Annotated in this window: 17 protein-coding genes and 1 pseudogene; 14 read left to right on the top strand and 4 right to left on the bottom strand. The window is 69.1% G+C overall.

Annotation, left to right across the window (positions count from 1 at the left end; translation table 11 throughout):
* Positions 1-242: 242 nt before the first annotated feature.
* The gene (locus tag JYK02_RS32125) at positions 243-746 is read right to left on the bottom strand and encodes a hypothetical protein (protein ID WP_207056714.1); all 504 of its coding nucleotides are present in this window, start codon (positions 744-746) and stop codon (positions 243-245) included.
* Between the two features lie 261 nt (positions 747-1,007).
* Here JYK02_RS32125 and JYK02_RS32130 point away from each other — a divergent pair, with 261 nt between their 5' ends.
* The 5 genes and pseudogenes from JYK02_RS32130 (at position 1,008) to JYK02_RS32150 (ending at position 4,949) form a co-directional block, all read left to right on the top strand.
* The gene (locus JYK02_RS32130; protein ID WP_207056715.1) at positions 1,008-1,271 is read left to right on the top strand and encodes a hypothetical protein; all 264 of its coding nucleotides are present in this window, start codon (positions 1,008-1,010) and stop codon (positions 1,269-1,271) included.
* A gap of 144 nt (positions 1,272-1,415) precedes the next feature.
* Positions 1,416-2,402 (top strand): glutaminase A, encoded by a 987-nt coding sequence (gene glsA, locus JYK02_RS32135; protein WP_207056716.1) that lies wholly within the window; start codon positions 1,416-1,418, stop codon positions 2,400-2,402.
* Positions 2,403-2,466: 64 nt separating this feature from the next.
* Positions 2,467-3,302 (top strand): annotated as a pseudogene (locus JYK02_RS32140) (IS5 family transposase).
* Positions 3,268-4,305 carry an AHH domain-containing protein gene (locus JYK02_RS40820; protein ID WP_207056717.1) on the top strand — a complete coding sequence of 346 codons (1,038 nt, stop codon included), beginning with the start codon at positions 3,268-3,270 and terminating at the stop codon, positions 4,303-4,305. The pseudogene JYK02_RS32140 and the gene JYK02_RS40820 overlap by 35 nt, the downstream one beginning before the upstream one ends.
* A complete protein-coding gene (locus tag JYK02_RS32150; RefSeq protein WP_207056718.1) occupies positions 4,302-4,949 on the top strand; it encodes a hypothetical protein in 648 nt (215 codons plus the stop codon). The genes JYK02_RS40820 and JYK02_RS32150 overlap by 4 nt, the downstream gene beginning before the upstream one ends.
* Here the strand turns inward: JYK02_RS32150 and JYK02_RS32155 are convergent.
* Together JYK02_RS32155 and JYK02_RS32160 are read right to left on the bottom strand one after the other, a co-directional pair.
* Positions 4,879-6,489: a nitrilase-related carbon-nitrogen hydrolase gene (locus JYK02_RS32155; protein WP_242589428.1), complete on the bottom strand. Its 1,611-nt coding sequence runs from the start codon at positions 6,487-6,489 to the stop codon at positions 4,879-4,881. The genes JYK02_RS32150 and JYK02_RS32155 overlap by 71 nt on opposite strands.
* Positions 6,486-7,064, bottom strand: a complete 579-nt coding sequence (locus tag JYK02_RS32160) for a PadR family transcriptional regulator (RefSeq protein WP_207056719.1) — start codon at positions 7,062-7,064, stop codon at positions 6,486-6,488. Before JYK02_RS32160 ends, JYK02_RS32155 begins: the two co-directional genes overlap by 4 nt.
* A gap of 258 nt (positions 7,065-7,322) precedes the next feature.
* On the opposite strand from JYK02_RS32160, the gene JYK02_RS32165 reads away from it, so the two are divergent.
* A complete protein-coding gene (locus tag JYK02_RS32165) occupies positions 7,323-7,628 on the top strand; it encodes a hypothetical protein (protein WP_207056720.1) in 306 nt (101 codons plus the stop codon).
* A gap of 16 nt (positions 7,629-7,644) precedes the next feature.
* Here the strand turns inward: JYK02_RS32165 and JYK02_RS40935 are convergent, their stop codons facing one another.
* Positions 7,645-7,893, bottom strand: coding sequence for an MYXO-CTERM sorting domain-containing protein (locus tag JYK02_RS40935; protein WP_431603511.1), 249 nt, complete (start codon positions 7,891-7,893; stop codon positions 7,645-7,647).
* 349 nt (positions 7,894-8,242) lie between these two features.
* Between JYK02_RS40935 and JYK02_RS32175 the strand changes: the two genes are divergently transcribed.
* The 8 genes from JYK02_RS32175 to JYK02_RS32210 all read left to right on the top strand — a co-directional run bounded on the left by JYK02_RS32175 (position 8,243) and on the right by JYK02_RS32210 (position 24,358).
* Positions 8,243-9,523 (top strand): M57 family metalloprotease, encoded by a 1,281-nt coding sequence (locus JYK02_RS32175; protein WP_207056722.1) that lies wholly within the window; start codon positions 8,243-8,245, stop codon positions 9,521-9,523.
* Between the two features lie 18 nt (positions 9,524-9,541).
* Positions 9,542-10,027, top strand: a complete 486-nt coding sequence (locus JYK02_RS32180) for an NUDIX hydrolase (protein ID WP_207056723.1) — start codon at positions 9,542-9,544, stop codon at positions 10,025-10,027.
* Positions 10,028-10,179: 152 nt separating this feature from the next.
* Entirely contained in the window at positions 10,180-10,590 is a 411-nt protein-coding gene (locus tag JYK02_RS32185; protein WP_207056724.1) for a response regulator transcription factor, read from the top strand.
* Positions 10,591-10,747: 157 nt separating this feature from the next.
* The gene (locus JYK02_RS32190; protein ID WP_207056725.1) at positions 10,748-11,137 is read left to right on the top strand and encodes a response regulator; all 390 of its coding nucleotides are present in this window, start codon (positions 10,748-10,750) and stop codon (positions 11,135-11,137) included.
* 207 nt (positions 11,138-11,344) lie between these two features.
* The gene (locus JYK02_RS32195; protein WP_207056726.1) at positions 11,345-19,537 is read left to right on the top strand and encodes an Ig-like domain-containing protein; all 8,193 of its coding nucleotides are present in this window, start codon (positions 11,345-11,347) and stop codon (positions 19,535-19,537) included.
* On the top strand, positions 19,534-20,712 hold the full coding sequence (locus JYK02_RS32200) for a FecR family protein (protein WP_347402635.1): 1,179 nt from the start codon (positions 19,534-19,536) through the stop codon (positions 20,710-20,712). The genes JYK02_RS32195 and JYK02_RS32200 overlap by 4 nt, the downstream gene beginning before the upstream one ends.
* 1 nt (position 20,713) lies before the next feature.
* Positions 20,714-22,177, top strand: a complete 1,464-nt coding sequence (locus JYK02_RS32205) for a CHASE2 domain-containing protein (RefSeq protein WP_207056727.1) — start codon at positions 20,714-20,716, stop codon at positions 22,175-22,177.
* A 783-nt stretch (positions 22,178-22,960) separates the two neighbouring features.
* A complete protein-coding gene (locus JYK02_RS32210; protein WP_207056728.1) occupies positions 22,961-24,358 on the top strand; it encodes a hypothetical protein in 1,398 nt (465 codons plus the stop codon).
* The last annotated feature ends 56 nt before the right edge of the window (positions 24,359-24,414 follow it).

Raw genomic sequence — 24,414 nt, forward strand, 5'->3', positions numbered from 1 at the left:
TCTCGCGACCTCGACTACCAAGAAACCGAGAGAAATACGAGAGCAAGGAGATATGCACCTTGCGCGAATTCCGCAACGGCCCTGCTACATCATGTTTCACACACTCGCATGCCCTGGAGGTATCACAGCGGCGCGTTCCCGCCCGGGCCGTCCAATCCCTCTCTTGAACCGTCATGAAAACGCCCCCCACGATTGGACGTGGAGGGCGTTCGCGTGAAACCAGACGCGTGTTTCGTCAGCGTCTACCAGCTCCCGTCGTAGCCGGTGCCCGTCCTGAGGGTCAGGTAGGTCTCATCGCAGCGATGGTCGATGTTGCCATTCGCATCGTAGTCGCACTCGTACACGCCACTGCCGATGTAATAGCTGTGACCGCCAGCCTGCAGCGTGGTGCTGAGGTTGCTGTTCATCGACTGGTTGTACTTGTAGTTGTAGAACGTGGACTTGTAGTTCAGCTGGAGCGCGGAGCTCAGGTTGACGGGGATGGTGCGCGCGCGGTCGGCCCAGAAGGTCGCGTAGTAGGCCGTCTCCACGTGGACGTAGTACGTGTCCTCGTAGCGCGCGGTTTCGATTGCCTCCAGGGTGACGAAGGGCACGCCGGCCAGCGCATCGCGGTTCTCGGCGGTGGGCGTGCCGGTCCTCGGCTCCGTCACCTCGGGCTGCTGCGCACCGGGGACATCGGTTTCCGGCTGGCAGGCGAACAGCACGGGGAACAGCGCGAGGGTTGCTGCAAGGAAGGTCTTTTTCATGGGGTCAGGGTGAGGCGTTGGGGGGGATGGCCATGGCGACAAATGCGCCGCCACAAGCATGGCCAGACGAGGCCGGCTGGCTTGCATTTGAATGAGCCGGCGAGGAGGAAACCAATGCAGGAAAACCCACAAATCAGCCAGCAAAAAAAGCAAGACGCACGGAGATGGAATTTGGCGCCCTGGCGGCAAAGACAATCAGCAATAACCAGGCCGCCCTGGTTTTAAGAAGAGATGGGCGGCCACCCGGTTGCCCGGGGAGCCATGAAGCAGTTCCTGAGCGCCACCCTTCCGTCGATGTTCGCGGCGTCCCTGCTGTCGTTGGCCTGTGGCGGTCCGCTGGAGGAGGCCCCGGACGCGGCGGAGACGCAGGCCTTCCAGGCGGAGGGACAGGCCCTGACGACGCTGAGCGTGGGTATTTCCAGCACCATCGGCAAGCCGAACCAGGTGACGCTGACCGTCACGGACTCGCTGGGCGCCACGGCTTCAGCCCAGCGCAACTTCCAGTGCACCACCATCGCGCCGTAGCCGGCCCCACGGTCGCATGCGCTGTGCCGCACCGGACCCCATGAATGGACAGACGTGCGGCATTGACATGCATTGAGGCACGACGGACCTTCCAGGCGGGAAGCGCGGCTTCCCCCTGCACCCGGAAGCCGAGGGCCGTCACGCATGGAAACGACAGGCGAGCCGCCCTTCATCTCCACCGGGCAGCTCCCCGCCGAGGAGCGGGTCCGGGCGCTGGTGGACGAGGCCTACCAGCGCCACAGGGCGAACACGGAAGGCCAGTGCTCCCAGGTCTACCCTGCCCTGGCGCGGGTGGATCCCCGGCTCTTCGGCGCGTGTGTGGTGGGCATCAACGGCAGCAGCCATGGGGCTGGGGACGTGGACCACCCCTTCTCCCTCATGAGCGTCTCCAAGCCGTTCCTCTTCGCCCTTGTCTGTCAGGTCCTGGGGCCCGAAGTGGCCCGGCGCAAGCTGGGAGTCAATGGCACCGGCCTGCCGTTCAATTCGGCCATGGCCATTGACCAGAGCCCGGACGGACGGACGAACCCGATGGTGAACTCGGGAGCGCTGGCGACCACGAGCCTCGTTCCGGGCAGCAGTCCCGAGGCCCGGTGGCGGTTCATCCAGGAGGGGCTGTCTCGCTTCGCCGGACGCCGGCTCGTGCTCGATGAGGAGGTGTATGCCTCCGCGATGCAGACCCACCACCGCAACCAGGGGCTGGCCTTCCTGCTTCACGGACTGGGCCGCCTGGAGGCGGATCCCATCCAGACGACGGAGCTCTACACCCGCCAGTGTTCCCTGGCGGTAACCGCCCGGGACCTCGCCGTGATGGGAGCGGCCCTGGCGGACGGAGGCGTCAACCCGATCACCGGGACGCGCGTCGTCGACGAGGAGGTTTGTCATCACACGCTCGCGGTGATGGCCACCGCAGGGATGTATGAGACGTCAGGGGACTGGCTCTACGACGTGGGCGTCCCGGGCAAGAGTGGCATTGGGGGCGGCATCGTCACCGTCGCGCCGGGAAAGGGCGGGCTGGGCACCTTCGCCCCGCTGCTCGACGTGGCGGGGAACAGCGTGAAGGGGCAGCTCGTCGCGCGGTTCCTGGCCCCACGGCTGGGCTTGAGCCTGTTCATGTCGCGCCCCAACTCCTAACAGCACCTAACGAAAGTCGGGCCGGGGCTGGTCAGTGACAAGGGGCATCCACAGCTTGTGGGGCATGGTCCGCGAACTCGTCCCCGACGCTTTCTGGCAGCGCGTGGCACCGCTGCTGCCACCGCCTCGGCCCAAGAAGAAGCTGGGCCGTCCTCGGGCGGACGACAGGGCGGCGCTGGAAGCCATCGTCTTCGTGCTTCGCAGCGGCATCCCGTGGGAGATGCTGCCTCGCAAGCAGTTCGGCCTGTCGGGCATGACGGCCTGGCGCAGGCTGGAGGAGTGGACCCGAGCAGGCGTGTGGGAAAGGCTCCAGGAGCGGCTGCTGGATGAGCTGGGGCTGCAAGGCAAGGTGGACTTCTCCCGCGCCGCTATCGACTCTTCGTCCGTCCGGGCGTCAAAAAGGGGGCCCTCACGGGCCCAAGCCCGACGGATAGAGCGAAGGCGGGTAGCAAGCATCATCTTCTCGTAGACGCCCAGGGACTGCCGCTCACCGAGTCCGTGACGGCCGCCAACGTCCACGACACGCACGAACTCTTCCCGCTCGTCGACTCCGTGCCCGCGGTGAGGATGCCTTCGGGCCAGCGACGCTTGCGGCCAACGAAATTGCACGCCGATAAGGCCTATGCCTCCAGGAAGAACCGGCAAGGGCTTCGCATGCGCGGCATCACCGCTCGCATCGCGCGTCCAGGCGTCGAGTCCAAGGAGCGATTGGGGCGCTATCGCTGGGTGGTGGAGCGCACGATGGCTTGGAAGAACCAGCTGCGCTGTCTTTGAGTTCGTGACGAGCGCAGGGACGACGTCCACTTCGGCCTCCTCGTCCTTGGCTGCTGCGTCATGCTCCTGCGTCGCATCTGCCCTGGTATTTGTGACGATCCAATTCGGATTCATCGACAACAGTGAAGGAGCCAATCAAGGTGCCGGCGGCGCCTACGTCGGCGTCCCCGTGTACCAGCCGGGTTCGATCACAGCGCATTCTGTCACCCTGCCCGTCAATCCCTGGGGGGCTGGTGCGGCCCTGATGTCGAAAGCCGCCAAGGACGGCGCGGCCTCCAAACGGGACACCGACTCCCTCCTGACCGAGCGCACAGTGAGTGACGCCGAATGGGAGAAGCTGCTGGAGAAGCTTCCCAACTGGGACAAGCTCAAGGACCTCGTCGGACGCAAGGTTCCGAAGGAAGGAACGCCCGCGCTCAACGCTTTCAAGAAGGAGTTGGAGGCAGCAGGCTACCGTCTGGAGAAGATGAACAAGGGCTCCCAGCCCTATCGGATTCGCCGTCCGAACGGGAACGCCCTGAGCGAAGAATACGGAGCGCTCACCGTCACCGAGGACGGACTGGTCGTCCTCAAGGTCGGCAAGGGGACGCCCCGCATCAGCATCTTCAGTCGCTACCGAAAGAACTACCTGGACTGGGTGGAGAAGACCCACGGCGGGGCGGCCCGGAAGGCAGCGGAGATCCGCATTGCTCGCGGGAATCCCATGCACCACCTCATTCCGGATGCAGTCGCCCAGAAGCATCCGCTGATCCGCAAAGCCCTGGAGCGGATCGAGGGATACACCATCGACCGTGGAACGAACATCCTCGACATGCCCTGCAAGGATCCGAAGGGGAAGATCATGCACCTGGGCAGCCATCCCAAATACAACAGCTACGTCACCACCTTTCTCGATGATGCGCTGGAAGCGCTGGATGATGCCCTGGGCAAGCGCAAGCCGGGGTCCAGCCCGATGCCGAGTGAGATCGAAGATGCGATTCTCGAGATTGAGATGAACCTTCGCGATGCCATTGAGTCCGGCAACCTCCCCGTGGACGTCCTCAAGGAGTTGCGCGAGGATGGCATCGTCGTGGGAGTGAAGCTGGCGTTGCTGGAACTCCCCTCCCACGAGGAGTCACTCACTGCATGATGTACGCACTGACGGCCGACATCTCGCACATCGAGGAAGAAGATGTCTTCGATGCCGTCAGCATCGAGTTCGACGGCTTCGAGTCCGTGACGTTCCACAAGCCCGGCATCGACTACCAGCGGGAACGGGGGGCTCCCGAGGTCATTGAGTTCGTTGGCAATCTGGAGAATGCCGCCCGCCTGGACCACCTGTTCACCGCGCCCCGGGCGCTGCTGCTGATCTCCCGGCGCATGGTGCGCGTGCTCGAATCCGTGGGGCCGTTCCGCCACCGCCTCATCCCCACGGTCATCTACTCGGAACGCGTCAAGCACCTGGTGCGTGACCGGTTCACCCGGCAGCGGACCTGGTACCCGGTACAGGACCCCACAATGAAGAATGAGGACTTCGTCATCCTCCAATTGCTGGAGGAGACCGACTGTCTCGACCGGGAATCCACCCTCGTCAAGGGCGTGCCCTTCCACCAATCCGGAGCGGGACTCCTGGGCAGGGAGAAAGCCCGGCCCCTCGTGCTCCGCCCACCGCCGGGAGGCTTTCCTCCGGTGTTCGCCGTCCCCGAACTTGCCTTCTACTGCTTCACGGAGGCGGCCCGGCAGGCATGTGAGCAGGCAGGACTGAAGGGGCTTTGGTGGAGGCCCCAGCAGTAACAGCCCTGCGCCGCCGCGCGACGAGTCCGCGAATGGACGCCTGGAGCCCCCAGCCCAGCGCGACCAGCCCGGAGAGCATGCCCACCGAGTCCCCGATGCGCGCATAGAGCGTGGGCACCCGCCCCACTGGCAGCTCCGCGCGCAGCACCCGCTCCTGTTGCGCCGTGAAGTGGTCCAGCTCGCCAAACACGCGCCCGTAGCCGTCCACCGCCACCGAGAGCCCCTGGTTGACCTGCCGCACCATGCTGAAGCCCTGCTCCACCGCGCGGAACACCGCCTGCCGCGTGTGCAGTGGGCTGATGCCCTTCCAGTCGCTCGACGGCAGCAGGAGCAGCTCGAGCCCCCGCTCCGCGGTGCTGGCGAACACCGCCGGGAAGTCTCCGTCGAAGCAGATGGCGCCTCCCAGGACGCCCACGCCGGGGGCCTGGCTCACCGCCGGCTCCGCGCTGCCCGGGATGGAGTGGTCCGCCTCCCACCCCGGCACCGGCCGCGACTTCACGTAGCGCCACGCCACCGCGCCATCCGGCCCGACGAGGATGAGCTCGTTGCGCAGCATCCGCTCCGCCTCGGGCGTGAGGCTCGCCACCGACATGCCGAGCCACACACCCTGCTCGCGCGCCAGCGCGCTCCCCCGTGCGACGAGCGCCTCCAGGTCCCCGGCCAGCACCACCGCGTTGCCCTCGGACCAGAGGAGGACCTTCGCGCCCTGCGCGGCCTCGCGCGCCGACAGGCGCAGCAGCTCGTCGTTCACCGTGCGCGAGGCCTCCGCGAAGGCGCGCCAGTCCTCATCGGCGAAGACCTCGCCCTTCATGAGCCGGGACAGGCCTGCCTCGCGGCCCGTGGCCAGCGCTCCCGCCACGGTGATGCCCGCCACGCGGACGGGTTTGCCCACGCTCTCCGCCCCCGCGAGCCGCAGCGCGCTGAAGCCGAGGATGGCCACCAGCACCGCCGCGTACACCGCCACCCCGGACAGCACGCGGCGTCCCACCTCCCGGTGCTCGAACGCCCAGTTGGCCACGGTGGCGAACCACACGAGGAGGAACGTCAGGCCCCACAGTCCCGTCACCGACACGAGCTGCACCAGCACCGGCACGCGGGCCTGGGTGTAGGCCAGCACGCCCCAGGTGCCGAACGGGTTGCCCAGGCTGCTGAAGTACTCCAGGCCCGTCGTCGCCGCTGGAAGGAAGAGCGTCCCCGCGAAGGAGCCCCGAGGCCCCACGATGAGCCGGTCCGCCAGGTACAGCCCGGCGACGACCAGCGCGCCGCCCAGCGCCATGCCGAAGGCGCTCGCGGCGGAGCCCGGGAACACGCCCAGGTTCGTCACGCCCGCGGCGACGGTGTTGATCACCAGGAGCCCGACGAAGCCCACCGCGGGACGTTGCCGGCGGGAGAAGAAGAGGAACAGCGCGCCCATCAGCCAGCCGGGCAGCACGGCCCACTCCGTGTTCAGCAACAGCAACAGTCCGGCGCCCACGCCCAGGGCGAGCCACGGCATGAACGCGGGCAGACGCCGAGCTCCTTCGTCCGGATGACCGTTCATCGTGCGCTCCGCTTCTTCGTTGAACCGGTCAGCTGCTGAAGCGCTTCGCGCGCCTCGTCACACCAGCGCAGGTGCGCCTCCAAGCCGATGAGTCCCGCGCGGATGGACAGGTGCTGGTAGGCAAGCTCCGGGTCGCTCTTCCGGGACTGGCGCACGTTCTCGTCGATGATGTGCAGCGCCGCCAGCAGTTCCTCCGCCTCGGCGCGGCTGCGTTCCACCTGGACCAGGGAGTCCTCGGCTCCCACCTGGGCCCCGAAGAAGAGCTTGAGCAGCAGCTCGTTGCGCTCGACGTGCGGGAGCACCGGCCGCCGCAGCCATTCCGCGAGCGCCGCGCGCCCCGCCGTCGTCACCCGGTACACCTTCCGGACCCGCCCGCTCTGCGAGGGCTCCTCCGGAACAAGCTCGACGAGGCGCTCCTCCGCCATCCGCTCCAGCGCCGGGTACAGGTTGCCGTAGCTCTCCTGCCAGAAGTGCCCCACCGAGCGCTCGATGGCACTTCGCAGGCCGTATCCGCTCATCGGCTCCCGGCACAGCATCCCCAGGACCGCGAACCGGCAGGTGCTCTCCCTCGACATGACCGCCTCCTCCGGCCGGATATATCAGGCTGATATATCCGGCCGCCAGCCCCTTGTTCGGCGTCCACCTGGAGGGAGTGGGGCTACCGAGGCTCGGCGGGGGTGATCATCCGGGGTCCAGCATCGGCGTTCGTCCCCCGACACACGGCTGGAGGCGGAGGTTCGACATGCGGGCAGGGGCTTTGCGTTCTCATCGTGACGCGAGTGATTCTTGACGGGACGGATGCCCAGTCATGCAGGGCTTCCGAGGAGAATCACATGCACGCAGTCCTGTCTCAGGTGAAGCCGTCGTGGACGTGTCTGCTGGTGGCCGGCGCGCTGGCCCTCTCCGGCTGCGGCGGGATGGAGGCCCCTTCCAACGTGGAGGGCGAGTCGCCGACGCATTCGGCAGCGGAGTACGAGGAGGGTGACTGCGACGGCCCCAATGACTGTCCGGTGAGCGGACCGTATGTCGACTGTGGCCCGGGCCTGCCCCAGGCCTACGCCTGGCGCACGAACGACGGCGGGTACTGCATGGAGCGCAACGCCTGTGGCCCGCGTGGATACGCCTGCCCCATCTGGTAGACGGCCCGGACCGCGCTCAATCCCTTGCGTGCCTGCGCCGCCGGGAGGTCACGGCCAGCAAGGCCAGGCTCGCCAGCAGCCACGAAGAACCGCCCGGCCCCGCTGAGCATCCGACGCCCTTCTGCTCCGCGGTGAGCTTGAAGCTCATCGCGAGGCTGACCGGGCTGGTGATCCCCTTCTCGTGGGCATGGGCGTTCCCTTGGACAGGTCGGCGTAGGCCGCTGGCGAAGCGCAGGCGCTGAAGTCCGCGCCATCCAGGCTGCATTCAAAACGCACACCTTGCGGACTGGCGAAGACGAACCGGGCCGTGGCCAGGCCGCTGGGACTGCGGGGAACGGATTGCAGAAGGGTGTCAGGCGTTGCAGCCGTCCCCTGGGCCAAGACCAGCGCCTTTACAAAGGCAGCCCCTGCCACGTCCGCTTCAGCGGTGTCTGGCGCAAGCGAATCCCCCAACGGCAAACACTCACGACACGAATCCAACGGCGATGGGCCCAATCCCTGAGCAGCCAATCGTCGAGTGATGGCTTGCGAACAAATGTCATGGGTGAAGATCTACCCACACATTCGCGGCGTGTCACCCCTGCGTGGGATTGGGCCGACAGGGTTCATGGGATATGAAGCTGCCTTCTCCCCAAACCCTCTGGCTGACAATGCGCTTGCTGATCCGACCCATGCGGAAACCCACGACCCTCGTCCATGCGGCACTGGCCATGACCCTGATGTGCAGCGCCTGTGGCGCTCCGGAGGCCCCGGAGAGTGACCGCGGGGAGCTCACCCACACCGCCCGGCGGGACGTCACGTTCGAAGAGTTCCTCTCCACCGTCCAGCAGGACTCGAACGGCCGGTACGTCTACGACGGTGACATGCCCGCCCGTGACCTGGCGGACCTGCGCCGCGCCTGGGAGCAGCTGTATCCGAAGGACGGCGCCCTCACCGTCAGCATGCTCAACGCGGCGGCCGACAACATCTGGAAGTCTGGCGAGCAGCTCAACATGAGCTATTGCGTCAGCAACGACTTCGGTGCGAGCAAACAGGCTGTCGTCAATGCCATGAGTTCCGCCGGGACCGCCTGGGGAGCGCAACTGCTCGTCAACTTTGTCTATGTCCCGGCCCAGGACGCCAACTGCACCAACCAGAACACCAACGTCTTCTTCAACGTCAGCCCCATCACCTCGGCCCCGTACTCCGCCCAGGCGTTCATGCCTGGCCATTCGCGCCCGGATCGCACGATCTTCATCACCAGCTCTGCGTTCAGCGGCACCTGGCCCCTGACCGGGATCCTGATGCACGAGCTGGGGCATACGCTCGGGCTGCGGCATGAGTTCCTCCGCTCCGGCATGTGTTACGCGAGCAGCGAGCCCCAGAACTGGCGTGGCGTCACGACCTATGACGCGGCCTCGATCATGAACTACCCCTATCCCGAGTGCGGCGGCACCGGCGGCACCAGCCTGACCCAGCGCGACGTGGAGGGCGTCAGCCAGCTCTATGGCAGCCGCGTCCTGGCCCGCCCGGTCGCGCCAACGGGCTGTGGTCATCTCCCGGTGGGTAAGGGACTGGGTGTGGGTGAGTATCTCTACTCGTGTGACAGGATGCACTTCCTCACGTTCAGGACGTTCGGTGTCCTTGAGCTGGTCAAGGTGACCTTCACCTCCACCAGCACCATTTATCAAACCACCTGGTCCACCGAGGCCTCGACCGGTGGGCAGGGGGGCTATGGCCTGTACATGCAGGGCGACGGCAATCTCGTCATCTACACCGGCCTGATGCGGCCCCTCTGGCATACTTCCACGGGAGGCCAGCCGGGCTCCTCGCTGGCGGTCCAGAACGACGGCAACGTGGTCATCTACTCGCCGCAGGGGCAAGCGCTGTGGAATACCGGCACGTGGGGGCAGTGACGCCTTGAGTCACCGTTCATGAGCAGTCCAATCGATCCCCTCATGCGCGTGGCCTATCGCGGCGCCTACCACCTGGCACTCGCCTGGTGGTTCGTGCGCCGGCCGAGCACGGAGGGCACGCTCGTGGGGGTGTGGCGGGGCCGGGAGGTCCTGCTGCTGCAGAACTCCTACAAGCGCTCCTTCTCCCTGCCCGGGGGCGGCCGGCACCGCGGCGAGTCACCGGAGGAGACCGGGGCCCGGGAGCTGCGCGAGGAGGTGGGACTGCACGTGCCGGCCTCCCGCCTGCGCGCCGTCCGCGAGCTGCACCACACGGATGAGTTCAAGCGGGACCGGTGTCACTTCGTCGAGCTGGAGCTCGATGCCGAGCCCCGGCTCGTGCTCGACAATCGCGAGGTGGTGTGGGCCCGGTGGCTCGACGTGGAGACCGCATTGCGGCTTCCCCTTATGCCCGTGGTGCGCGCCTACCTCGAGGATGCCGCGCGGCGGCGGGGCTTGGTGCCCTGACCTCCCGTGCGATTGATTCCGGATTCCGGAGCCCGGTCCAGGAACTGGAAATTGTTCGCCGCCGCCCTGCCCCTCCTTCCGCCAATCCCTTGCAATGACTGGGATTGGCCCATGACGCCCCGCGTGGCACAACCGCTGCACTGTTGTTGTGCATGCACGGTAAAATCCTCCTCCTCGATTCGAAGCCCCCGGTTCGCGGGGCAACGGCGCGTCACCTGACGGCCGCGGGCTTCACCGTCCTCACCGCTCGCACGGACGGGCAGGCGCGCAGCCTGCTGGACACCAACCTCTTCGACGCGGTCCTCATCGACCACCCCTTCGGCCGGCCCGGCATGGAGGAGGGACTTCGCTTCGCGCGCGACCTCCGCCTGCACGACTCGCGCCTTCCCATCCTGCTGATGACGGCGCTCCCCCTGGACGAGGTGCGGCACTCGGCGTGGGCGAGCGGCATCACGAAGCTGCTGCCCAAGCCGCAGCTGATGCCCGTGCTCATCCTCCACCTGTCCGCGCTCATCCCCGCCGCCGCCAACGAGGACCAGCCCCTGGCCATCCCGATGCGCTAGAAATCCGGGCTCTCGTCGTTCCCGGTTCCGGTCCGGATTCCGGAAAATGGATCCGCAAGCTGGACAAAGGCCCGCGCCGGACGCTGTTCCGCCGGGCCAAGTGGCCGTAAAGACTGTTCCGCGGTTTATTCCCGAGTCCCTGGCCCCAGCCTTGCTCATGCCTCCCCGTGTGCCCCGGAACCTGCTGATCATCGATGACGAGACGGTCCTGTGCTGGGTCCTGGGCCGCTTCTTCTCCAGCGCGGGGTACGAGGTCGACTCGGCCACGGACCTGGACGAGGCGCTGGAGCGCGTGAAGCACGGCCGGTACGACCTGGTCATCAGCGACCTGCGCCTGAGCGGCACGCAGTCCGAGGAGGGGCTCATCATCGCGGAGCGGCTGCGGGAGGCCTCGCCGGACACACGGATGGTGTTGCTGACGGCGTTCACGACGCCGGACCTGGGGACGCGGGCGCAGGCGCTGGGCGTGGACCTGGTGCTGAGCAAGCCCCAGCCGCTGCCGGCGCTGGCGGAGCACGTGTCGCAATTGCTGGAAGCTTCGCGCTAGGGAAACGCGCGGTCGCCGTCGCGCAGCGGATCCTGATTCTGGAATCTGGATCCGCAAACAGGACAAGGCGCCTCGCGCGGCCAACCCCTGTATTCCAACCCCCTGGAAGAATTCAACGTTGCCTGTGCGCGGAGGCTGGCCCTGGCCTTGCTCTTGAGAGGTCGCCTGCCTCGCTGACCCTCGCCGCCGCCGTACCGAAGAGCCCCCATGGCCCCCACCTCCGACGACTCCGCCCTCGCTTCGTACCGGGACGCCGCCCCCCTCGCGCAGGCCTGGAGGCTGGCCTCCCTGGTGGTCCTGGTGCTGCTGCCGCTGGGGGCGTCCGCCGCTCCGACGCTGCGCTACCAGACGGATCAGCGGGGCGACTTCGTGCTGTTCGGCAACACGCTGTCGCAGGAGTGCCGAACGGGAACGCCGGCGCCGCTGGTGGGCACGGTGGGCGCCTGCGGCAACAACATCGATGACCAGGCGGCGGACGTGCACTGGACGACCAACGGCAGCACGGCGTCCGCGGACACGTCCGTGGCACCGGGAAGCGCGAGGAGCCAGGCGGTGCTCGCGCTGCCCGCGGGCGCGGTGGTGACGTACGCGCGGCTGTACTGGAGCGCGGTGCGCTCGGTGCAGAACAGCACGGGCACCATGGCCCCGGGCACCTCCGTGACGCTGGCGCGCGTGGGCACGTTCTCCACGCCCATCACCGCGGACTCCAGCAAGGGCTACACGAGCGGCAACAACTACGCCTACCAGTCCACGGCGGACGTGACGTCGCTGGTGCAGCAGTACGGCACGGGCGCGTACCTGCTCTCCGGCGCGGACGTGCTGGACTTCCGCAACGTCAACGACACCTTCCCCTACTCCGGCTGGGCGATGGTCGTCTTCTACCGGCTCGCCAGCGATCCCCTGCGCAACCTCACCCTCTTCGACGGCCTGGACATCGTGAGCAACGGCGCGAGCGCGACGGCCACGCTGTCCGGCTTCCTGGTGCCGTCCTCCGGCTACACGGCGAAGCTGGGCGTCATCGCCTACGAGGGTGAGAACGTCTATTCGGGCGACGCGCTGAACTTCAACGGCGTGGCCCTGTCCGACGCGCAGAACCCGGCGAACAACTTCTTCAACGGCACGCGCAGCCGGCTGGGCGTGGCGCAGAGCAACGCCGGGGACCTGCCGCGCTTCGCCGGCACGCCAGCCACGCTCGAAGGCATGGACCTGGACGTCGTGGACATCACCGCGCGCGTCTCCGGGGGCCAGACGTCCGCGACGGTGTCCGCGACCTCCTCGGCGGACCAGTACCTGCTGGGCGCGTTCATCACGTCCATCTCCACGCAGAAGCCGGACTTCATCCAGACGGTGAAGAGCGTGGCGCCCGTGTCGCCGCGTCCGGACGGCAGCCTGCGCGGCGGCGACGTGCTGGAGTACACGGTGCAGACGACGAACACGGGCGATGACTCCGGCATCCTCACCGTGCTCACGGACGCGCTGCCCTCGAACGTCACCTACGTGCCGGGCTCGCTGCGGGTGACCTCGGGCGCCAACACCGGCGCGAAGACGGACGCGACGGGCGATGACCAGGGCGACTACGACGCGGCGAACCGCCGGCTCACGGTGCGCCTGGGGACGGGCGCCAACGCCACGCAGGGCGGCGTCATCAACATCGGAGAGAGCACGACCCTCGTCTTCCGGGTGACCATCAACGTGGGGGCCTCGGGGAGCATCGACAACCAGGCCATCGTGCGCAGCACCGGGCAGCAGGGCGCGCCGCAGACATCGTTCCCGTCCTCGCCGCCGGTGGGGACCGGTCCCACGACGACGCCGGTGGGCGGTCCGCCCGCTCCGGCCGTGACGTCGCCCGCGGCCAACGCCACGCTGACGACGCGCACGCCTCCCTTCAGCGGCACGGGCGAAGCGGGCAACACCGTCACCGTGCGCGAGGGCACCACGGTGCTGTGCACCGCGACGGTGAGCGCGGGCGGCACATGGAGCTGCACCTCCACCGTGCAGCTCGCGGATGGCGCGCACACGGTGACGGCGCAGGCGGCGGACGCCAACGGCAACCTCAGCCCGACGACGTCCGTTGACTTCAGCGTGGACGCGACGGCGCCGGTGGCTCCGGTCATCTCCACGCCCGCGCAGAACGCGCAGCTCAACACGACGACGCCGACGTTCACGGGCACGGCGGAGGCGGGCAGCACCGTCACGGTGCGCGAGGGCACCACGGTCCTGTGCACCGCGACGGCCAATGCGTCGGGCGTCTGGTCCTGCACGTCCTCGACGCTCGCGCAGGGGGCGCACACGATCTCCGCCACCGCGCGCGACGCGGCGGGCAATACCGGCCCGGCGAGCACGGCCGTCCCCTTCTCCGTGGACACGGTCGCTCCGGCGGCGCCTGTCGTCACGGCACCCACGGCCAACCAGACGGTGACCACGAAGACGCCGGTCCTGTCCGGTACGGCGGAAGGCGGCAGCACCGTCACCGTGCGCGAGGGCACGACCGTCCTCTGCACCGCCACGGCGAATGCCTCCGGCGCGTGGTCGTGCACTTCGGCTTCGCTCTCGGAAGGTGCGCACACCGTGACCGCGACGGCTCGCGATGCCGCGGGCAATACCGGCCCGGCGAGCACGGCCGTCCCCTTCACCGTCGACTCCATCGCTCCCGTGGCTCCGGTCATCACGGCGCCGACCTCCGGTCAGACCGTGGCCACGCAGACGCCGGCGCTGTCCGGTACCGCCGAGGCGAACAGCACCGTCACCGTTCGTGAGGGCACGACGGTGCTGTGCACCACCACCGCGAACGGCTCCGGCGCCTGGTCCTGCACCTCGTCGCAGCTGACGGATGGCTCGCACACGATCTCCGCCACGGCGCGCGACGCGGCCGGCAACACCGGCCCGGCCAGCACGTCCGTCCCCTTCACCGTGGACACCACCGCGCCCATCGCGCCGGTCATCGCGTCGCCCACGGCCAACCAGACGGTGGCGACGCAGACGCCGACGCTCAGCGGCACGGCGGAGCCCAACAGCGCCGTGACCGTGCGCGAGGGCACCACCGTCCTGTGCACCGCCACGGCGAACAGCTCCGGTGCGTGGTCGTGCACGTCCTCCACGCTCACGGACGGCCCGCACACCCTCACCGCCACGGCGCGGGACGCGGCGGGCAACACGGGCCCGGCCAGCACGGCGGTGCCCTTCAGCGTGGACACCACCGCCCCGGCCATCCCCGTCGTCACGGCCCCCACGTCCGGCCAGGCGGTCTCCACCTCGACGCCCGCCATCACGGGCACGGCCGAAGCGGGCAGCACCGTGACGGTGCGCGAAGGCACCACCGTGCTGTGCACCGCGACGGCGGATGAATCCGGCGCGTGGTCCTGCACGTCCTCCGCGCTCACGGATGGCCCGCACACCGTGTCCGTCACGGCCCGCGACGCGGTGGGCAACACCAGCCCCGCGCGCACCGTGTCCTTCACCGTCGACGCCACCCTGCCGGACGCGCCGGTCATCGTCGCGCCCGCGAACGGCGCGGCGCTGAACGCGTCCCCCGTCACCTACAGCGGCACGGCCGAGCCCGGCAGCCGCGTCACGGCGACGCTGGACGGCACGCCGCTGGGCACCGTCACCGCCAATGCCTCCGGCGAATGGAGCTTCACGCCCGGCATCGTGCTCGATGACGGCGGCCACACGCTCACGGCCGTCGCGCGTGACGGCGCGGGCAACGACAGCCCCGTCGCCACCTCCCTCTTCACCGTGGACACCTCCGCGCCGGACGCGCCGGTCTTCACGGCACCGGCCCAGAGCTCGACCGTCACCACCGCTCGCCCGGCCATCACGGGCACCGCCGACGTCGGCACGCAGGTGACGCTCGTCATCGGCGGCGACACCTTCGGTCCGCTGACCGTGGACGCCTCCGGCAACTGGAGCTTCACGCCGGCCACCGACCTGCCCCAGGGCGCCATCACCGTCAGCGCCACCGCGAGCGACGCGGCGGGCAACGTCAGCGACGCGGCCCAGCTCAAGTTCACCGTGGACTCGGTGTCGCCCGACACCGTCATCACCTCGCAGCCTCCGGTGGCGAGCAACAGCACGTCCGCCACGTTCACCTTCCGTGGCACGGACGCGGATGTCGCGGGCTTCGTCTGCACGCTGGACGCCACCAGCGTGCCGTGCGCCTCGCCGTACACGGCCACGAACCTGGACGCGGGCCCGCACACGTTCACCGTCGCCGCCGTGGATGCGGTGGGCAACGTGGACCCCTCGCCCGCCAGCTACACCTGGACCGTGGACGTCACGCGTCCCGACGCGCCCATCGTCCTCCAGCCCACGAGCGGCGAGGTGCTCACCGCCGCCTCGCCCGTCATCACCGGCACCGCGGAGCCGGGCAGCACCGTGTACCTGGTCCTCGACAACGGCGCGCCGCTGGGGCCCATCCTCGTCAACGCGCAGGGCGAGTGGAGCTACCCCGTGCAGGCCACGCTCGCGGACGGTTCGCACGCACTGAGCGCCACCGCCACGGACGCGGCGGGCAACGTCAGCGAGCCCGTGTCGCTCACGTTCTTCATCGACACCGACGCGCCGGACACCACCATCGAGTCGGGCCCCGCCCAGCCCTCGAACAGCGCCAGCGCCACGTTCGAGTTCAGCTCCACCGGCGGCGGCATCCGCTACGAGTGCAGCGTGGATGAGGGCACGTTCACCGACTGCGACAGCCCCTTCACGCTCGACTCCCTCGCGGAGGGTGAGCACACCCTCGCCGTGCGCGCCGTGGACGCGGCGGGCAACGTCGACCCGACTCCGGCCGAGTACACCTGGACGGTGGACCTGTCCGCGCCTCCGTCGCCGGCCATCACCTCGCCCGCGAACGGCGCCCTCTTCAACACGGGCGCGGTGTCCTACGCCGGCACCGCGGAAGCTGGCACCACCGTGCGAGTGACGGTGGATGACGTCTTCGTGGGCACGGCCACCGTCTCCGACACGGGCACGTGGACGTTCACCACGGGCCCGGTGCTGGGCACCGGCGCGCACACCGTCTCCGCGACCTCGGTGGACGCGGCCGGCAACAGCAGCCAGGCCACGAGCGTCACCTTCACCGTGGACCTCGTCGCGCCGGACACGGTCCTCACCGCGTCCGTCCCCGCCGTCACCTCGAACCGCGACGCCTCCTTCGAGTTCACCTCGGACGACGCCACCGCGACCTTCGAGTGCCGCTTCGGCACGACGGGGGCCTTCGTCCCCTGCATGAGCCCGCAGGAGCGCACGGCGCTCGCGGACGGCACGTACACCGTGCAGGTGCGCGCAGTGGACACGGCCGGCAACGTGGACCCCACGCCCGCCACCTTCACGTGGACCGTGGACACCACCGCGCCCGACACGTTCATCCGCTCCGGTCCGGCCGCGAACGACGCGCCGAACCCCGCCACGTTCGACCTGGACTCCGACGAGACCGGCGTCAGCTACGCGTGCAGCCTGGATGACGGCCCGTTCACGCCGTGCTCGGACCCGGCCCTCTTCACCGTGACGCCCGGTCCCCACACCCTCGCCGTGCGCGCCACCGACGCGGCGGGCAACGTGGACGCCTCACCCGCCACCTGGTCCTGGTCCGCGACCGATGACGCCGACAACGACGGCCTCACCGACGCGGAAGAGGCCCAGGCCGGCACCGACCCGCGCAACCGCGACACGGACGGCGACGGCCTGTCCGACGGGGTGGAGGTCCACTCCGGCCGCACGAACCCGCTGGATGACGACTCCGACGACGACGGCCTGCTCGACGGCAACGAGGACGCCAACCACGACGGCGTCACCCAGGCCACGGAGACCGACCCGACGCTCGCGGACTCCGACGCCGACGGCCTCACCGATGGCCTGGAGCTGGGCCTCGCCGCGCCGCAGGGCACGGGCACCGACCCCGCCCGCTTCGTCGCGGACGCCGACCCGTCCACCACCACGGATCCGCTCAAGGCCGACACCGACAGCGGCGGCGTCTGGGACGGCATCGAGGACAAGAACCACAACGGCAAGGTGGACCCGGGCGAGACGGATCCGCTCGACGCCGCCGACGACGTGGACGCCGACGGTGACGGCGTGGACAACGCCACCGAGCTGGAGCTGGGGTTGGATCCGTTCAACCCCGACACGGACGGCGACGGTCTGCCGGATGGCATTGATGGGCTGGTCGACACCGACGGCGACGGACTCATCGACGCGCGGGACACCGACAGCGACAATGACGGGCTCACGGATGGCGAGGAAGACGTGAACCACGACGGCATCACCCAGGCCACGGAGACCGACCGCCGCAACGCCGACACGGACGGCGACGGCCTGAAGGATGGCGTCGAGGTGCACGGGCAGAACCCCACCGACCCGCTGGCCCGCGACACGGACGGCGACGGCCTGTCCGATGGTGAAGAGGACGTCAACGCCAACGGCGTCCGCGACGCCAACGAGACCGACCCCAATCGCGAGGACAGCGACGAGGGCGGCATCCCTGACGGTGTCGAGGTGAAGGGTGGCACCAACCCGCTCGACGCCGATGACGACTTCACCGTGCTGGGCCGGGGCTGCTCGACGGGCGGCGCCGGGGGTCTGCTCCCGCTGGCGCTGGGCCTGCTGGCCGTGCCGTTCCTCGGCCGTCGCCGCCGCGCCCTCCCCGCCCGGGGCCTGGCGTTGGCGGTGGCCGTGGGCCTGTCGCTGGGCACCGCGTCGCGGGCGGAGGCCCAGGCGCCGGTGTCGCAGGCCATCGACGTGCAGCAGTACAAGCCGGGGCCGGGCGCATATGACGTGCTCGGACTGCACAGCGCCCGCGTCGCGCCGCACCTGACGTGGAACGTGGGCGCGTCACTCAACTACGCGCACCACCCGCTGAACTTCTTCGACCCGCGCGAGGAGACGTTCGTCTACCGCATCGTGCAGCAGCAGGTCTCCCTGGACCTGATGGGCGCGGTGTCCCTCTTCGACCGGTTGGAGGTGGGCCTGGTGCTGCCGTTGACGGTCACCGGCTCGGAGTCCGCGAGCGCCGTGTCCGAACAGTTCGCGGACGGCGTGGGCTCCGCGGGCCTGGGCGACCTGCGCGTGGTGCCCAAGCTGGCGCTGCTGTCGAAGGGTGCGCTGAACCTGGCGGTGCTCGCGCCCTTCACCCTGCCCACCGGCGGCGGGGACCACTTCCTGGGCGCGGACGGGCCCACCTTCCAGCCGCGCGTGGCCGGTGAGTGGGCCACGCCGTCGCTGCGGCTGCTCGCCAACGTGGGCGTCAACCTGCGCAAGGCCCAGGACCTGCGCAACCTGCGCGTGGGCAACGAGTTCGCGTTCGGCGTGGGCGCGGAGGTGCCGCTCACGCAGGCGCTGTCCGCACAGGCCACGCTCGCGGGCGCGGTGGGCCTGTCGGAGTCCGACAAGGAGGAGTTCCCGCTGGAGGTGCTGGGCGCGGTGAAGTACCGCTTCGCCCAGGGCTTCGCCGCGCACGTCGGCGCGGGGCCGGGCCTGACGCGCGGCTACGGCACGCCCGCCTTCCGCGTCCTCGCGGGGCTGGCCTACACGCCGGGAGGCGCACCGGCCCCGGTGGCCGCCGCGCGCGAGCCCACCTGCACGCTGGGGCCCGAGGACTTCGACGGCTTCCAGGACGACGACGGCTGTCTGGATCCGGATGACGACCACGACGGCATCCCCGACGTGAGCGACACCTGCCCCACCGAGCCGGAGACGGTGAACGGCGAGCGCGACGAGGACGGCTGCCCGGACACGGTTCCGGAGGAGAAGCCCGTCGCGAACGCCACGCAGCCCCCGGCCCCGCTCGCCCTGCCGCCCGCCCCGGTGGACACGGACGGCGATGGCATCCTCGACCCCGAGGACCGCTGCCCGACGGTGGCGGAGGACCCCGACGGGTTCGAGGACGAGGATGGCTGCCCGGATCCGGACAACGACAAGGACGGCATCGCGGACGCGGACGACCAGTGCCCGCTGGAGGCGGAGGTCATCAACGGCGTGAAGGACGACGACGGGTGCCCGGACAAGGGCGCGTCGAAGGTGCGCCTGGAGGGCTCGCGCATCGTCATCCTCGACAAGGTGTATTTCGCCACCGGCAAGGACGTCATCCTGCCGAAGTCGTTCCCGCTGCTGTCGCAGGTGGCCGCCGTGCTGCGCACCCACCCGGAGCTGGAGCTGGTGCGCGTGGAGGGCCACACGGACAGCCAGGGCGACGACGCGAAGAACCTGGACCTGTCGCAGCGCCGCGCGAACACCGTGCGCGACTGGCTGGTGAAGAACGGCATCGCGGCCGCGCGCCTGGAGGCGGTGGGCTCCGGTGAGACGAAGCCGGTGGACACCAACGACACGCCGAAGGGCCGGGAGAACAACCGCCGCGTGGAGTTCAACATCGTGAAGACCGCCGGCCAGGCGGAAGGAGTGTCGCCGTGAGGAAGGCAGGCGCCCCCCTGATGCTGTCGCTGCTGCTGTCGGCCTCGCCCATGGCGGGACTCGCGGCGGAGGCGGACAGCGCCTGTGGCGGGCTGACGTTCGACAACGGCCGGCTCACCACGGGCCGCCCCCTGGAGGCGAAGGGCCCCCGCACGGAGGCCTGCCTGCGCGAGGTGGCGGAGGCCGTGAAGGCGCGCCCCGCCATCCGGGGCCTCACCGTGGCCGCGAAGCTGCCGGACGCGGAGCGGCTGGACGGCCAGGGCCTGGCGGTGGCGAAGGCCGCGGCGGAGGTGCTGGTGAACGCGGGCATCCCCCGCACGCGGGTGTCCTTCGTGGCGCCCCCGGGCGACGCCAACACGCCGGGCCAGTTGCAGCTCGCCTACGTGGAGCGCCCCGGGCAGCTCTCGGTGGCGCGGCTGCGCACGGCCAGCGGACAGGTGACGGCGGCCCAAGGCGAAGCGGAGCCGAAGCCGCGCGTGGCGGGCGACCCGCTGTACGCGGGCGAGCTCGTGGCCACGGGCGACACGGGCCGGGCGGAGCTGGCGCTGGCGGACGGCAGCCACCTGTTCCTGTCCCCCCGCAGCGCCGTGCGCCTGGGCACGCTGGAGCTCACCGCCGAGCGCCAGCGCAAGGTGCTGCTGGACCTGGTGAAGGGCACGGTGGAGACGCAGGCGGCGCCGGGCGGCGCGGGCTCCACCTTCGAGGTGCGCACGCGCGGCGCGGTGGCCGGCGTGCGGGGCACGCGCTTCCGCGTGGTGCAGCAGGAGGACGGCACCAGCCGCGTGGAGACGCTGGAGGGCAAGGTGGCCCTGGGCGCCGAGCAGGCCTCCGTGGACGTGGACGCGGGCTTCGGTTCGCGCGCGAAGCCGGCCCAGGCGCCGGAAGCACCTCGCGCGCTGCTCGCGGCCCCGGTGCAGGACCGGCCGCGCGGCGGTACCTACCCGAAGGCGCCCGCGCTCGTCTGGAAGACGGTGCCGGGCGCGAAGCTGTACCGGGTGGAGCTGGCGTCGACGGCGGACTTCACGGGCGACGTGCGGGTCCAGGAGTCCGCGAACCCCACCGTGGACGCGGCGGCGCCGGGCGCGGGCAAATGGTTCTGGCGGGTGCTGGCGGTGGATGCCGATGGCTTCGTAGGCTACCCGTCGAAGATCTTCAGCTTCGACGTCACCGGGTGAGATGACCCTGCCTGCTCGCGGTCCCAGGTCCTCGCTGCTGTCCTCCCCTGCCCTCCTGCGGGGGTTGGGCGTCGGCGTGGGCCTGCTGCTCGCGGTGGGCTCGGCGCTGACGGGCGGCGCGCCGGGCCCGGGCGAGCGGGCCCTGTACGACTTCACGGTGAGCCGGCTCCTGCCGCCGCTCCCTCCCACCGCGGACCTGGTGCTGGTGGAGGTGGACGACCGCGCGCTCGCGGCGCTGGGCGAGCGCTGGCCGCTGTCGCGCGCCACCTGGGCGAAGGCCTTCCAGTCGCTGGCGGCGTACCGGCCCAGCGCGGTGGTCGTGGACGTCCTCTTCGACGCGCCGGAGTCCCGCGACGCGCTGGACCTGGGCGAGGACGTGCTGGAGCGCCTGCGCACCTCGGGGCTCGCACGGACACCCGAGGGCGCCTCGCTGGCCAGCGACCTGGAGGCGCGGCTGTACGCACAGGACGGCGACGCGCGCCTCACGGAGGCCTTCTCCGGGCTGGGCACCGTCATCCTGGGCAGCATGGCGCTGACGGAGGACGCCGGGAGCCTGCCCGCGCAGGGAGAGCCGCTGACGCCAGTGCCCCTGGACGCGGACCGGCTGCGCCTGGGCGCGCGGGGGCTGTCCACGAGCCTGGCCTCGCTGCGGCTGGCGGCCTGGGGCAGCGGGACGCTGAACGTGCTCCTGGACGCGGACGGCGTCATCCGGCGCTATCCCTACGCGGTGCGGGTGGACGGCAAGGCGTGGCCCTCGCTCGCGCTGGCGACGGCGCTGCGATTGTGGCCGGAGCGCTCGGAGTCGCTGCTGCGCGTGGCGTCCACCGACGACGGGGCGCCCCTGATGCGCCTGCCCGCGCCGGACTGGCTGCCGCGCGTGAGCCTGGCGGACGTGCTGGCCGCGGGCCCGTCCTCGGTGGGGCTGGACCTGGCGCTCCGGGGGAAGACGGTGTTCGTGGGCGTCACCGCCACGGGGCTGCACGGCCAGAGCACCCTGCCCGGCCAGCTCGCGGTGCCGGGCGTGGAGATCCACGCCTTCGCGATGGACAACCTGCGCACCGGCCGGGTGCTGCGCGCCACGGGCCCCGCGCAGCTCCTGGGTCTGGTGGAGACGGCGCTGGTGCTGGGGCTGCTGTCCTGGCGCACGCGCCGCGCGAGGAGCCTGGGCGCGGTGGTGGGCCAGGCGGCGCTGCTGCTCGTCGCGCACACGGCCTTCGTGGGCTGGCTGATGGCGGACCCCGGCTGGGTCGTGCCGCTGCTGCCCGCAGTGGTGGGCATCGTCCTGGTGACGCTGGCGGAGGCCGTCGTGCGCACCGGGGACCTGCAGCGGCAGAGCGGCGCCCTCAAGCGCCTGTTCGGCCGTTTCCCTCGCGAAGGCGCTCCTCCTCCAGGTGGACTTGTCTCCGGTAATGGATTGGATGAGGAGGAAGCCCCACGTTCGAGCCCCGGGGGACCTCGGCGTTAGGAGGCCATATGAGCAAAGCGGCCCATCTAGCAAAGCCTGCTGACGCAGCCATGCCGCGCTTCGTCAGCCTCGGCACGCACCGTGTTTCGCTTTACCAAGGGTGCTATGGTGGACACACAAAGCGACATCCAGCGTTCGGCATTAATGGGCCAAGCTGGTGCCGCTCTTGATAGCTGGGGGGACAAACTTTGGCAGACAAGAATGAAGCTGCTCGCACAGAGCCCTCAAAGCCGGCGCCCATCTCCTATGACCCAGAAGATCGGGCTGGCCCAATCTGGATGGGCTTGGGGCTGCTGAGTTTCGGTTTTGCCACGGGGGGGATCGCGGGCCTCTCCATCCATGCAGGCACCTCGCAGGCACTCCTCACCTCGGTCTTTACGTTCGCTGGCGGAGCACTGCTCACGTTCAGCGGTTTCGTACGGGCTCAAGCCAAATCTCCCGGGGTCATGTACCTGCGTGTGAGCAGGGTTGGCGCGGGCCTGTGCTGCTTTTCCCTGGGACTGGTCGGTGGGGCACTTGGTGGAATCGCACTGCGGGTTCACATGGCCGAGGCAGCAAGCCTCACCCAGCCCGCCAATCAGGAACCAAGCCCCCAGAGGGCGCCCCCAGGCGGCACCCCTTCAAGCAAAGTCAGTACCGGGCTGACACATCTGGAAAAGGCCAAGATCATCGCCTTGCATTCCCAGGCTCAGGACAAATGCGCCACTATCCGCAGTCGCTCCGACGATACCTATCAAGGTGAGCAAGGAGCAAAGCTGGCTCTCAGCGACTTGGAGTGGGTTCGTGAGCACGTTCTCTGCAGCCCGTAACTGGGTGATGCTCTGCTTGCTCGTCACAGGCGCAGCCCGGGCTGCTGACGTCCCGACCTTCGTCGTCGAGACGAACTCCGGCTCAAAAGGAAATGCTTTCATTGTCAAGGACTGGCGGCCTGGCCGTCTGGGAAGACACCTGCTTGTGACTGCGCTGCACGTGCTACACCGTATGTCCAAGATAGCCATCATGCGTGTGGACTGCAGCAATGCGACCTCCTCACTGAACAAGGTGGCTCAGTTCTTCAGCGAGGGAACGCAGGTTCTCACCTGGCCGCAGTACGACCTCGCTGCAATTGAGATCGCCCCATACGCCACCCTCGACCAGGAACAGGCAGGTGAAATCGAGTTCAACGAACCCGACTTAAAAGGGGTCTATTTTGTCAACATCCATGGCACCTCCAGCTTGAGCGTCTGCCAGGAGGGCATGGGCTTCCTCATGGGGCGGCCTGTCGCGGAGAAACTCGCGAAGCATCTGGAGAGCTTGGGACAATCTTCTCAAGGCTCCATCGCTGGCCACGTACCATTGTTTCAGTATTTCTCACCCTCTGCTCCAGGCACGAGCGGAGCAGCTGTCACCATGCCAAATAGAAGCAAGATGGTTATTGGCATCCACAACGCGGGATATGTGGGCTCGAGCGTCTCATGGGCGGTGGGTTTCTCTGGACAGCGCAGCGCCCTTGCCACGCCTCAGGCCATCGCGCACCTCGGCAAGGACGACTGGCCGCTCTTCATCAAACCCGAGCTTTCGCAGGCGTTCGCACTCAGCGTCTTTCCTGAAGAGACCCAGGCGAGCGCACGGCGTTCGGCCCGCCAGAACTTCCTCGACTGTGTCTGGCTCCTGGAGACGGCGACCACGGTGAATCTCACGGCCCAGGCTGTGCGCTGCAGTTTCACCTATGAGGTGCGGCGCTTCCCATCGACCAGCCAATCCACGGGATTGGGGCTGCGTCTCTCGGCGGGATATCGTTGGGCGAAGTCTCTTGAGTCGGCCCTCGGGCCAGAGGGCCGCCCGTTGTGGGAGAGAAATGTCTGGGCCAAGGGACTCTTCCTTGAACCCGAGATGGAATTGCGCTTTTTGCGTTTGAGCCAGTTTCGCCCGGCCCTGGGCATTAGCGCCCGTCTCTGGTACGCGCACTCTTCTCTTTGGGAAGAGCCAACTGAACTCGAGGTGGGGGCGCTGGCAGGCAATCTGCGGCTCTATTTTACTCCGCGAAACAACATTCCCTTGTCCATCCTGGCTGAATTGAGACTCGCAAGAGGGCATGAAATCCGCCCTGAGCATCGCTATACAGGCATTGGCGCCGAGGTGATGACTCGCGAGTCCTCTGCCGTCTGGCTGATGGGTGGCGCTCTCGGAGTCGTGTACTGATGCGTGAATCTTCCAGGTGCACTGCGTTTGCCGCCGCCGCGTTGATGATATTCGTC

Source organism: Corallococcus macrosporus, assembly GCF_017302985.1.
GTDB lineage: Bacteria > Myxococcota > Myxococcia > Myxococcales > Myxococcaceae > Corallococcus > Corallococcus macrosporus_A.

Excerpts from the sequence above, each read along its gene's own strand:
- JYK02_RS32175 (WP_207056722.1), top strand. The coding sequence starts at position 8,243 with ATGAAGCTGCCTTCTCCCCAAACCCTCTGGCTGACAATGCGCTTGCTG.
- JYK02_RS32185 (WP_207056724.1), top strand. The coding sequence starts at position 10,180 with ATGCACGGTAAAATCCTCCTCCTCGATTCGAAGCCCCCGGTTCGCGGG.
- glsA (WP_207056716.1), top strand. The coding sequence starts at position 1,416 with ATGGAAACGACAGGCGAGCCGCCCTTCATCTCCACCGGGCAGCTCCCC.
- JYK02_RS32205 (WP_207056727.1), top strand. The coding sequence starts at position 20,714 with ATGACCCTGCCTGCTCGCGGTCCCAGGTCCTCGCTGCTGTCCTCCCCT.
- JYK02_RS32155 (WP_242589428.1), bottom strand. The coding sequence starts at position 6,489 with ATGAACGGTCATCCGGACGAAGGAGCTCGGCGTCTGCCCGCGTTCATG.
- JYK02_RS32165 (WP_207056720.1), top strand. The coding sequence starts at position 7,323 with ATGCACGCAGTCCTGTCTCAGGTGAAGCCGTCGTGGACGTGTCTGCTG.
- JYK02_RS32150 (WP_207056718.1), top strand. The coding sequence starts at position 4,302 with ATGATGTACGCACTGACGGCCGACATCTCGCACATCGAGGAAGAAGAT.
- JYK02_RS32125 (WP_207056714.1), bottom strand. The coding sequence starts at position 746 with ATGAAAAAGACCTTCCTTGCAGCAACCCTCGCGCTGTTCCCCGTGCTG.
- JYK02_RS32190 (WP_207056725.1), top strand. The coding sequence starts at position 10,748 with ATGCCTCCCCGTGTGCCCCGGAACCTGCTGATCATCGATGACGAGACG.
- JYK02_RS32180 (WP_207056723.1), top strand. The coding sequence starts at position 9,542 with ATGAGCAGTCCAATCGATCCCCTCATGCGCGTGGCCTATCGCGGCGCC.
- JYK02_RS32130 (WP_207056715.1), top strand. The coding sequence starts at position 1,008 with ATGAAGCAGTTCCTGAGCGCCACCCTTCCGTCGATGTTCGCGGCGTCC.
- JYK02_RS32160 (WP_207056719.1), bottom strand. The coding sequence starts at position 7,064 with ATGTCGAGGGAGAGCACCTGCCGGTTCGCGGTCCTGGGGATGCTGTGC.
- JYK02_RS32195 (WP_207056726.1), top strand. The coding sequence starts at position 11,345 with ATGGCCCCCACCTCCGACGACTCCGCCCTCGCTTCGTACCGGGACGCC.
- JYK02_RS40935 (WP_431603511.1), bottom strand. The coding sequence starts at position 7,893 with ATGCAGCCTGGATGGCGCGGACTTCAGCGCCTGCGCTTCGCCAGCGGC.